General features: G+C 46.0%; 14 protein-coding genes and 1 other RNA gene. 11 read left to right on the top strand and 4 right to left on the bottom strand.

Going from position 1 to position 9,140, the window contains the following annotated elements; genetic code table 11:
- The first annotated feature begins 17 nt into the window (after window positions 1-17).
- The 3 genes from BQ1619_RS05035 (at window position 18) to BQ1619_RS09840 (ending at window position 1,694) form a co-directional block, all read left to right on the top strand.
- Window positions 18-827 (top strand): tetratricopeptide repeat protein, encoded by an 810-nt coding sequence (locus BQ1619_RS05035; protein WP_114662605.1) that lies wholly within the window; start codon window positions 18-20, stop codon window positions 825-827.
- 390 nt (window positions 828-1,217) lie between these two features.
- Window positions 1,218-1,355, top strand: coding sequence for a hypothetical protein (locus tag BQ1619_RS09845; protein WP_231968521.1), 138 nt, complete (start codon window positions 1,218-1,220; stop codon window positions 1,353-1,355).
- Between the two features lie 120 nt (window positions 1,356-1,475).
- A complete protein-coding gene (locus BQ1619_RS09840) occupies window positions 1,476-1,694 on the top strand; it encodes a Y-family DNA polymerase (protein ID WP_231968520.1) in 219 nt (72 codons plus the stop codon).
- On the opposite strand, the gene BQ1619_RS05020 is transcribed toward BQ1619_RS09840, so the two are convergent.
- The 3 genes from BQ1619_RS05020 to BQ1619_RS09835 all read right to left on the bottom strand — a co-directional run bounded on the left by BQ1619_RS05020 (window position 1,663) and on the right by BQ1619_RS09835 (window position 3,359).
- On the bottom strand, window positions 1,663-1,926 hold the full coding sequence (locus tag BQ1619_RS05020; protein WP_114662601.1) for a tripartite tricarboxylate transporter substrate-binding protein: 264 nt from the start codon (window positions 1,924-1,926) through the stop codon (window positions 1,663-1,665). The two genes, BQ1619_RS09840 and BQ1619_RS05020, sit on opposite strands and share 32 nt — an antisense overlap.
- Before the next feature lie 106 nt (window positions 1,927-2,032).
- Window positions 2,033-2,752: a zinc-binding dehydrogenase gene (locus BQ1619_RS05015; protein ID WP_231968519.1), complete on the bottom strand. Its 720-nt coding sequence runs from the start codon at window positions 2,750-2,752 to the stop codon at window positions 2,033-2,035.
- Complete coding sequence (locus BQ1619_RS09835) at window positions 2,745-3,359, bottom strand: DEAD/DEAH box helicase family protein (RefSeq protein WP_415066260.1); 615 nt, start codon at window positions 3,357-3,359, stop codon at window positions 2,745-2,747. Before BQ1619_RS09835 ends, BQ1619_RS05015 begins: the two co-directional genes overlap by 8 nt.
- Window positions 3,360-4,193: 834 nt before the next feature.
- Between BQ1619_RS09835 and BQ1619_RS05005 the strand changes: the two genes are divergently transcribed.
- The 4 genes from BQ1619_RS05005 to BQ1619_RS08670 all read left to right on the top strand — a co-directional run bounded on the left by BQ1619_RS05005 (window position 4,194) and on the right by BQ1619_RS08670 (window position 5,840).
- A complete protein-coding gene (locus tag BQ1619_RS05005; RefSeq protein ID WP_114662597.1) occupies window positions 4,194-4,421 on the top strand; it encodes a vWA domain-containing protein in 228 nt (75 codons plus the stop codon).
- Window positions 4,387-5,061 carry a vWA domain-containing protein gene (locus tag BQ1619_RS05000; RefSeq protein ID WP_114662596.1) on the top strand — a complete coding sequence of 225 codons (675 nt, stop codon included), beginning with the start codon at window positions 4,387-4,389 and terminating at the stop codon, window positions 5,059-5,061. The genes BQ1619_RS05005 and BQ1619_RS05000 overlap by 35 nt, the downstream gene beginning before the upstream one ends.
- 244 nt (window positions 5,062-5,305) lie before the next feature.
- Window positions 5,306-5,446 (top strand): hypothetical protein, encoded by a 141-nt coding sequence (locus tag BQ1619_RS08675; protein WP_162784603.1) that lies wholly within the window; start codon window positions 5,306-5,308, stop codon window positions 5,444-5,446.
- A gap of 223 nt (window positions 5,447-5,669) precedes the next feature.
- On the top strand, window positions 5,670-5,840 hold the full coding sequence (locus tag BQ1619_RS08670) for a hypothetical protein (protein WP_162784602.1): 171 nt from the start codon (window positions 5,670-5,672) through the stop codon (window positions 5,838-5,840).
- Window position 5,841: 1 nt separating this feature from the next.
- On the opposite strand, the gene ffs is transcribed toward BQ1619_RS08670, so the two are convergent.
- Window positions 5,842-5,940: signal recognition particle sRNA small type (ffs, locus tag BQ1619_RS04990), an RNA gene on the bottom strand.
- A 32-nt stretch (window positions 5,941-5,972) separates the two neighbouring features.
- On the opposite strand from ffs, the gene dnaX reads away from it, so the two are divergent.
- The 4 genes from dnaX to BQ1619_RS09830 all read left to right on the top strand — a co-directional run bounded on the left by dnaX (window position 5,973) and on the right by BQ1619_RS09830 (window position 9,135).
- The gene (gene dnaX, locus BQ1619_RS04985) at window positions 5,973-7,643 is read left to right on the top strand and encodes a DNA polymerase III subunit gamma/tau (protein ID WP_114663522.1); all 1,671 of its coding nucleotides are present in this window, start codon (window positions 5,973-5,975) and stop codon (window positions 7,641-7,643) included.
- Window positions 7,644-7,699: 56 nt separating this feature from the next.
- Window positions 7,700-8,023 carry a YbaB/EbfC family nucleoid-associated protein gene (locus tag BQ1619_RS04980; protein WP_114662593.1) on the top strand — a complete coding sequence of 108 codons (324 nt, stop codon included), beginning with the start codon at window positions 7,700-7,702 and terminating at the stop codon, window positions 8,021-8,023.
- 41 nt (window positions 8,024-8,064) lie between these two features.
- Window positions 8,065-8,679: a recombination mediator RecR gene (gene recR / locus BQ1619_RS04975; protein WP_114662591.1), complete on the top strand. Its 615-nt coding sequence runs from the start codon at window positions 8,065-8,067 to the stop codon at window positions 8,677-8,679.
- 234 nt (window positions 8,680-8,913) lie between these two features.
- Window positions 8,914-9,135, top strand: coding sequence for a hypothetical protein (locus BQ1619_RS09830; protein WP_231968517.1), 222 nt, complete (start codon window positions 8,914-8,916; stop codon window positions 9,133-9,135).
- Window positions 9,136-9,140: the final 5 nt, after the last annotated feature.

The following is a 9,140-nucleotide window of genomic DNA, read 5'->3' as shown; positions in this document are numbered from 1 at the left end:
CTATAAAAGGAGTCCTAATGAAAATGCGTAACCTAATTAATGTGCTCGCTGGCGTATGCGCTGCAGCCGTATTGCTAATGAGCAACGTCGCTTTTGCGGAAGCCACTTTGCCAGAGGTCTATCAAGCCATTCAATTGGGGCAGCTGGCAAAAGCAGATGCCATGATGAAAGAAGTTTTGCAAAACCATTCGAATAGCGCCAAGGCGCACTATGTTGCCGCTGAGCTCTACCTGAAAGAGGGAAAGCTGGAAGCTGCACGACAGGCGTTTGTGAGAGCAGAAAATTTGGCGCCTGGATTGCCATTTGCGCAACCAGAGTCTGTACAAAAGTTACAGATGCAATTGGCTAGTGGTGCAGTTGGCCCAGTTACCAGTCAAAGTTCGATATTTAGCAATCCACTCTTTTGGGGTTTGATTGCCATCTTAGTAGTGGGCGTCATCATAGTGATGAGACGTCGTAAGGCAGATGCTGTCGAAGTTTATAACGCACCCCGCGCTGGTTATCCCGGAACACCGGGCGGTCCCGCTGGTTATCCTCCAGGTTACCCTGGTGCCCCCGCTGCTGGCGGTATGGGTAGTGGTCTTATGGGTAGCTTGGCAACAGGTGCCGCATTAGGTGCGGGTATGGTTGCTGGTCAAGCAATTGCGAGCAGCTTGATGGGTGGTCATGAAAGTAGTCACAGTAATACCAACCCTGATCTCACTCAAGTGGGTGGACCAACATCACTCGATCCTAATTTTGGTGTGAATGATGCGAGTTCATGGAATGACACTGGTGCCAGTTCTTGGGATGACAATGGCGGTGGTGATTTCATGAACGACGTGTAATTGAGAAAAGTAGGGGCTAGAGAACCGTCGCAGTTAAACTAGCCCCATGGAATATTTTTCAGAAATCATCGATACTTGGCTATTTCGGGTCAGTGTGTATTTATCCAATGCGTTTTTAGATGACCCCGCATTGCTTGCATTTGCTTTTTGCTAGAACGCTTCGCCATCCCTGAAGCGCCGTTTTGAAGCCACCTACGGGTGGTTTTTTATTGCCTAAATTTTGAGCAATTTCTTCAAAAAATAACAAAAAGTACGTCACTTTTACGGTTTTTATATATACTGTACAAACATACTTATCGAAGGTGCTGAATTGCAAATTTGTGGCGTGGTAGTTGGAGTAGTACGCAAGTACAGCAGTGCTAGTGTGCGATACAGCAAAGGTGAGAAGCAATGAGCGCATTAACTTCCCAGGCTTTATTTGCTTTAGTCGACGTGAATAACTTTCGCGTTTCGTGTGAGCGTGTATTTCAGCCAAAGTTAGAGAACGTACCCATGGTGTGGTATCCAATAACGATGGCTGCGCTGTAGCGCGCAGTGCGGAAGTCAAAGCATTGGGCGTGAAGATGGGAACGCCTTGGTTTCGATTCAGGATCTAGCCAAGCAACATGGCATTACCGCTTACTCCTCAAATACACCTTATACGGGGATATGAGTAACCGGGTAGTCCAGGTGTTACGAGGCTTTACGCCCAACTTAGAGGTTTACAGCATTGATGAAAGTTTTCTGCAAATTGAGAGCGTCTTAAAGCAACATCGCAACACGATTGAGTTAGGCCAATGCATTAAGCAACACGTAAAAGAGACAACTGGATTACCAGTATGTGTTGGTATTGGCGCTAGTTGGTGTATCCATCGGGAGTGGATTTAGCCACCTGATCTGCGGCAATGCTTGAACCCGCACCCGGCTTGTTCTCTACAACAACCGATTGCCCCAATGCCTGCCCTAACGGGACACTCAAATTACGGGCTACATAATCCGCAGCGCCACCAGGAGTAAAGCCAACCACCAGTTTGATCGGCTTGTTTGGGTAAGACCGAGCTTGAACACCACCCATCAGCACTGATATGCCAAGGGCGATCCATAGTTTCCGTGTAAACATTCAAGTCTCCTGTGATGAATGAACGATATTTATTTTTTAATGTTATGTTAGAAAAAGATGTGGGATTTATTTATGGCGTTCCAGCTAAAATAATTTTCCCCAAATGCTAATTTGCATCCACAGCTGCTTTGGCTTCGAGCAATTGCTCGAACGGAAAGGTTTTGTAAATCATCGGTACGATACGACCCGCTTCAACTAGCGGTAAGATTTGCGCTTTAAACGCTGGTATCGCTCCAGATCGTTGTTGTTGAGTGCGCAACTTATTCGAAACGCCAAATAAAGTTAAACGCTTGGAATGCAAAGCCTCGATATCAATCTCCGCTTTGAGCACCCCATCGACATATCCGACGGTAGCTAAGCGACCCTCGAATGCCATTGACCGAATACATTCAGCAAAAACAGTGCCCCCTACCGTATTAATCACAATGTCGACGCCTTTGTTATCTGTGGCCAATGGCATCATAAAAATTGGGTTGGCGAGTGCAAATACCGACATCAAGGCCATTATTTTTAACTGATCTAATTTGTCTTGAGATCCAGAGGTGCCGATCACTTTTGCTCCAAGGGCTTTGGCCATTGAGAGCGCAGTGACACCGACCCCAAAGGTCACTCCAGTGATCAAAACCCATTCCCCTGATTTAATGCGACCTTGAGAAACCAGCATGTCGAATACCACGGCAGAAGTTAATGGCATAGCAGCGGCCTGTTCCCAATTTAAGGGGGTTGGGATATGCATCGTTTCACGCTCAGTCATCAATGCATACTCTGAAATCCCCCTGGGCAACGGCCCATGACACGATCGCCCACCTGAAACGTGGTTACGCATTGCCACAAGCTACAGCCTCTCCAGAGGCTTCCATGCCGATGGGTTTTGCTGAACCCGATTTGTGCAGTCCATGACCGAGGATGAATTCACCACGATTAAGACTGGCGGCTTTTACCCGAACCAGTATTTGATCAGGGCCTGGCACTGGAAGCTCAACCTCACGCAATTCAATGTGCGCTTGTTTACCATCGTGCCTCTCGTGTGTTCCTGTAACCCCCAACGGGAGCTTAGGCTTAAAGTAGTTAATTACCTTTGAGTAGGTTGGGGAAGTTGCGTGATGAGTTTCATCGATTTTGATGGTGTCAAAATATTTAGGATCAAATAGCTCCAAAGTATGAACACGTGATAGCGCTTGTATAGATGCGAGCGTTACTTGTTTATTAAATACTTTTTCTTCTCCGGTTACGTACCCTATATTATTTTTTATTTCAGGCCAGGCTAATAAGAATGAATTTTCTGCTTGATTTAATATATCCACTATATGGGCTAGGAATAAAACGTTTCCTCCATATTCTTTTGCATGAAATATTGAGATAAATGTTTTCCCCAGGGCTGTCGTTAACGAAATCAATCCTTTTTTGCTGCCAGCATTCCTAGAGGCCCTGATTTTCTCAAGCGTAATTTTTGTGGCAACGTTGGTATTATGTCGACACCGTATCTTCTTGAGAAGTAAATATTTAAATACTTATCGGCAAGAAAGATTTTAAAAAGCCTCGTGACATAAGACTGAGCGTTTTCTTGTATTTCATTTAGAGTCAAATTAATTACGCTAGGGTAAATTTTTCCCCCTCAATCAAGCCACATTTAAATTCTCCGGAGTCTAGTGACATTTGAATGTCGCTAATTTTACGATTGTGCTTGGCAAATCTGTCTGGACTACTTGCGTGTGAGGAATAGTCATCTATCTCAATTAAATAGGATCGATACTCAGATTGCACTATAAAGTCAATGAAATATCTTTCTTCTGTGCAGGATAAAAATTCTTTTTCGGGATGAATTAAATTTAAACCATACTCACCCCATGTGGGGTAAAAGACATTTTTTATAAAGGCTTGGTTGGAGTAGGCTAACTTTCTCCCGTTGTATTTTTTGTTAAAAATTCTTCTAATTTCATAAAAATGAAAATATTAATTTGATGAATATCAATCTTAACCTATTTAATAAAATATTCTTGGTAATTTTTGATGCTTAATCACGTATTTAATCTATTCAATTTGCAAATGAAATTAGTTCCTTCATTCGATAAAACATGCATTAATAGTGAACTGAATAAATATTTTTCTAGCAACTGCTATTTGTTTGAAATTATTTAATGTTTGGCGCGACCTTTGAAATTCCCTAGCTCACTCCACGAGCCTCACCACCCCTAATCTGAACCTGTTGCTTTCATAACCGCCTGTATTTGTCCCTGCTGCAAATTTAGACAAAGACAGGAGAAATCATGATTAACGGAAGTTCATTAGAAGTAGTGCTCGATACCCGCAAAGAGGTCCTTGCGAGTCATACAGGGGAAAGTTTGGATGTATTGCTACGCTTGCGTGCACCCGAACAAGAAAACATTGGCCAAACCCGCTCCCAATTAGCGGTATCTCTAGTAATAGATCGCTCAGGCTCAATGGGTGATGGCAAATTAGATGAAGCAAAACGCAATGTCGGTGCAGGTAGCTAAAACCTTATTGCCGATTCGATTAGATGAGATACAGCCCAGAAACATGACCAACCTTCATGGTGGCTGGCTCAAGGCTGCAGAAACGCTAGCCCCAAGAGCAGGGCGGGGCATGGTGAGTCGCCTCATCTTGCTATCAGACGGACAAGCAAATAGAGGCTTACTTGCTGTTGAGGGTATTTGCGAGCAAGTGCGCGACTTGGCTAGTGCCGGAGTGACCACTTCAACAGTAGGCATAGGCTTTGGCTTTAATGAAGAGCTCATGACAGCGATTGCAAAAGCTGGTCAAGGCAATAGTTGGTATGGTCAACGTGCAGAAGATCTTGCTGAATCATTTGATGCAGAGTTGGGATTCTTGACCAGTCTCGTTTGGCAAGATGTCAGAGTCAAACTAGAAACCCAATTGTTGCCTCGTATGGGTCAAATCAGAATGCGCAATGACTATGTGCAAAATACTGTCGGACAGTATTGCCTCCCAGCAATCGCCCAAGGCTCTGAAGTCTGGATGGCAATCTCACTATCGATGTCTGAGTCATTCATCTCCAAGATAACGGCCCTGTATTACGTTGCATCATCCTGGCAAAAGACCAAGATGGCATTGAGCATGAGTTTGCTGTCAGCCTGCCACAAATGCGCGTGGTAACTCTGGCAGACTACCAATTAGACCAAGAAAATGAATTGGTCGCAAGACGCTTTAATGAGGTGGAGGCAGCCGATATTCAACGGGAAGCCCACTTGTTTGTGAGAGATCGTAACTGGTCAGCAGTAGAGCGCCTTATGCGAAAACTCGAGGAACGTGCTCGTGAGAACCCATGGTTAGAAGAGACAGTGCGTTACTTGCGTACGCTCTTAGAGAGACGCGACTATGAGGCTATGAAAAAGAACTCATGTACTCCTCCGATAAGCTCAAAAACCGTGTTGCGGAATTGAATGGCATGGTGATGTTCTGTGCTGATGCAGAAGCAGTAAAGCCTGCCTTTATGCGCAAGAAGGTTTCACAAGGACGTAATACGGATTCTCAAAAGTAATTGAGTAGTAGTTAGTATGAGTAGTTAGTGGGATTATTTGTTGTTATGGCCTATGAGTAGTAAGTTCTAAATCAACTATATGAATGTAGGAAAGAAAATCTTTTCCTACATTCATTTCATACATCGCCTCTATTGATTTCCTATTGAAATCACTACGCTGAATCTTTCTATATAGAGGAGGGTTTGGTTTGCAAGTCTCTGTCGAGTGCACCCATAAGGCATTGTGTCTTTTCAAGATTCAGTTAGACGTAAGAACCGTCGTCGTTTTGCTCATCATTTGGATGATTTGGGGCATCTTCCGGATTTTGAGGATATTTTAGGAAAATTAAATGTTGCATTGGAGGCAACATTCGTTGCTAATAAGGCAACGCTAATGGAATCGAAATTGGGTTAGGGTGGATGAGCCAAACCCCCGGCACTGGCAGAAATTGGGTTTGGCTGCTTCGTTCCCGACCTGACCAGGTTATCCAACCCACCATGCGGGGAGGCCCATCCAATTCCATTTTAGCTTGTTAAAATGGAATTTATGACCGCTTTAGCATTAGCCCGTTCGTGGCGCCCCAAAACATTCTATGAGTTAATTGGACAAGACCATGTGGTCAAGGCCTTAATCCATGCTTTGGATCAGGGTCGCTTACACCATGCGTGGCTATTTACAGGTACTCGAGGCGTTGGTAAGACCACGATTTCTCGAATCATGGCCAAAGCACTCAATTGCACTGGTGCTGATGGTTCTGGCAAGATGACTTCAGAGCCCTGTGGAAAATGCCCCGCCTGTATGGAAATCGATGCGGGTCGTTTTGTCGATTACATTGAGATGGACGCCGCTAGTAATCGTGGTGTTGATGACATTGCCTCTTTATTGGAGAAAGCGGCATACGCACCAAGCAATGGTCGCTATAAGGTGTACATGATTGACGAGGTGCACATGCTCACGAATCATGCCTTTAATGCCATGCTCAAAACATTGGAAGAGCCACCAGAGCACGTTAAATTTATTCTGGCAACCACCGATCCGCAAAAGATACCCGTTACGATTTTGTCGCGTTGCTTGCAGTTCAATCTCAAGCAAATGCCGGTACCCCTCATCGTTGAGCATTTAGAAAAGGTGCTTGCCGCTGAAAAAGTGGCGTACGAAGTCAATGCCTTGCGTGTTCTTGCAAAAGCCGCCCAAGGCTCAATGCGCGATGCGCTCTCATTAACTGACCAAGCGATTGCTTATGCTGCCGGAAAGGTAACCGAAGAATCGGTGCGTGGCATGCTCGGAACTTTAGATGATGCCTATTTAGTGCGCATTCTGGATTGTTTGATCGCCAAAGATGGCAAAAGTCTTTTAGCAGTTGCCAATGAAATGGGTGAGCGCAGTATGTCGTTCTTACTTGCCTTACAAGATTTATCTAGTTTGTTGCAAAAGATTGCTGCAGCACAAGTCGTACCCGAATCCGTATTGGATGATTGGCCAGAAGCGGCGGAGATTCGTCGCTTAGCGAGCGAGCTTTCCAAAGAAGAGGCGCAACTCTTTTATCAAATTACGATTACGAGCCGCCCCGATTTATCCCTTGCGCCCGATGAGCAAACCGGTTTTGCAATGACCTTGCTGCGCATGTTGGCGTTTCGTCCAGGTTCAGCTTCCAGTTCAACACCAGCACCATCGGCGCCACCAGTAAATACTGCCCGTCCAGCGGCTGCGGCATCGGCACCCACGCCAGCCAATCGCGCAGCTTCTCCAGCGCCGAGTGCCAAAGCTACTGCGCCAGCACCAGCATCCGCCCCAATGCCTGCAAAATCGACACCAGTTAATGCGGGTCCAGTGGAGCGCCCTGATTGGCATGGCCTCATGCGTCAATTGCCAGTGCGTGGTCTAGTGCAACAGTTAGCCCATCAAACCGAGTTGCAAGATTGGAATGATTCTCCAATGGGTGTGAAAGCGACGATCGTGACGCCCATGCCCCAACTCGCTTCGGAAGCGTCAATTGCGCGCTTAGCCGAAGCATTAACCAACTATTTTGGTAAGACTGTCAAATTGGCGGTGGAGAAGGGCGAAGTAGAAGGCAAGACCGTTGCTAAAGTTGATGCGCAGATTCATCGAGAGAAGCGCTTAAATGCAGAGCAATTGATTGCAGCCGATCCCTTTATTCAGCAATTGGAAAAAGAGTTTGGCGCCAAAGTGGTTGGTGGCTCAGTCAAGCCGCTCTAAGTCGGTTTAGATGATTTAATAATTTCCATAAAAACACATCAGAAGGAAACGAAGCAATGATGAAAGGTGGACTAGCTGGCCTCATGAAACAGGCGCAGCAGATGCAAGAGAAAATGAAAACCGCGCAAGCCCAATTGGCTGCGTTAGAAGTCACCGGTCAAGCCGCTGGTGGTTTGGTCAAAGTTACCGTTTCTGGCAAATTTGAACTCAAGCGCGTGCAAATTGATCCGGGCGCGATGGATGATCGCGAGATGCTAGAAGATCTCATCGTCACTGCATATACTGAGGCCTTTAAACAAGTGGAAGCGGCAAGTAGCCAATTGATGTCGGGAGCTACTGCGGGCATGCCGATGCCCCCTGGCTTTAAGTTACCGCTCTAAATTACTTTCACTTTTACTTTTTCATTTAGCTCCTTACATTCATGGCACGTCACGAAGCACCGCAAGATGCACTCGGTCGATTAATTGAGGCCTTGCGGGTATTGCCGGGAGTGGGTCCGAAGTCTGCGCAACGCATGGCGTTTTATTTATTGCAACATGACCGTAATGGCGCGGCTGTACTGGCGCAGTCCCTGGGTGAGGCAGTGGAAACTGTAGGTCATTGCGCTCGTTGCAATACATTCTCCGAAACACAAATTTGCAATACCTGCGCGGACGGGCGCCGTGATCCATCACTGCTGTGCATTGTGGAGACACCTGCCGATCAAGTGATGGTGGAGCAAACCCTCAGCTTTAAAGGTAACTATTTTGTGCTGATGGGGCGCATTTCGCCACTCGATGGCATGGGTCCGAATGAAATTCATTTTGATCGTTTACTCACGCGCATTGAAAATGCTGACAAGGGTGTACCCATTCGGGAGGTGGTATTGGCTACGAACTTTACGAGCGAAGGTGAGGCTACTGCCCATTACATCGGCGAAGTGTTTAAAGCTAAAGGCATCAAGGTCACCCGAATCGCCAGAGGTATTCCAGTGGGCGGTGAGCTCGAGTATGTCGATGCAGGCACATTGGCTAGGGCTTTAATGGATCGTCGTTAATCTTCATCGAGTTTGGCAGCTTTAGTTGTAGTAGCGGCACAGTCTGATGCCCGTTCCTCGAAGTTCTGTCATTCTTCCGACATAAATACTAGGTAAATTGCCTCTTCTTGGGGATAATTTGGGCTGCACCACCCTTGGGCTTCAATCCTAAGTCGTGAGGTGCCTGAGGTTCCCATCAATTTGTTGCCTTTATAGAGTTAGTAACTGACTCGGCAACCTAATCCGAAATCGTGAATGACTCGCAAATTACTGCTCATTCTCCTGCTAAGTCTGTTTACTGCTTTTGCGCATGCGCAAAGGGCAGGTTCGGGTGCTGACCAAATTGCCAGTTTTGCCAATGATTTAGATTGGCTACCAACGGAAGGTGAGTTCTTGGGTTTGCCGGTGAACGTGCATGTCAAACCACTTACATTAATCAGCGTTACAACAATTTCACATCTAGCTACTCTGGGCTAAATAGT

Source organism: Polynucleobacter necessarius, assembly GCF_900095195.1.
Taxonomy (GTDB): Bacteria; Pseudomonadota; Gammaproteobacteria; order Burkholderiales; family Burkholderiaceae; genus Polynucleobacter; species Polynucleobacter necessarius_G.
Note: the sequence above shows the minus strand (reverse complement) of the source record. Positions and strands in the feature narration are given on the sequence as shown.